This is a genomic window from Mesorhizobium sp. M1E.F.Ca.ET.063.01.1.1, assembly GCF_003998155.1.
Classification (GTDB): Bacteria; Pseudomonadota; Alphaproteobacteria; order Rhizobiales; family Rhizobiaceae; genus Mesorhizobium.
This window is the reverse complement of record NZ_RZSC01001530.1, coordinates 1-510: the sequence shown is the minus strand read 5'-3', so window position 1 is coordinate 510 and position 510 is coordinate 1. Positions and strand designations below refer to the sequence as shown.

The window sequence follows — 510 nt, the reverse complement described above, 5'->3', positions numbered from 1 at the left end:
ATCTTCTGCTGTCGCCCGAGGCCGCCAACCGCTTTTCATCGGCCTCGGTCGAAAAGCATGTGCGCGCCTGGGAAAAACCCTCCGACCATGTGCCGGTGGCTATCGATCTCGCCTTGCAGCCGGCCTGAAGAAGCTATTCAGGTAACTCTCGCAGAACCCTGATATTGCCACAAATCGCGCGTTTGATGCGGGCTGTTGCGGGGGTTCGATGACGATCCGATTTGTTCTTTGCCCGATCGGCGTTGCGCTGGCATTTGCCACACCGGCGCCGGTGCTGGCCGCCCAAGCGTGCCTTGCCAACGGCAAATCGTTCAAGGTCGGCGAGACAGCCTGCCTGACTGTTGCCGGCGAAAGTCACCTTGCGCGCTGCGACATGGTTCTCAACAACACGTCCTGGACGAAGGTCAAGGACGTGTGCCCCGGCGAAAGCCAGGCGCCGAAATTGCACCCAACCTCGATATCGACGCCGACGCCAAGCGTGGTGCCGACGGAACCTACCGAGAACTGAGG

The 510-nt window shown here is 60.8% G+C and carries 1 protein-coding gene and 1 pseudogene; both read left to right on the top strand.

All coding sequences use genetic code 11. The features are described 5' to 3' along the window. A pseudogene (locus tag EOA29_RS39625) lies at positions 1–128 on the top strand (exodeoxyribonuclease III); the annotation flags it as partial. Between the two features lie 80 nt (positions 129–208). Further along, positions 209–508 (top strand): hypothetical protein, encoded by a 300-nt coding sequence (locus EOA29_RS39620; RefSeq protein WP_126093391.1) that lies wholly within the window; start codon positions 209–211, stop codon positions 506–508. Positions 509–510 lie beyond the last annotated feature (2 nt).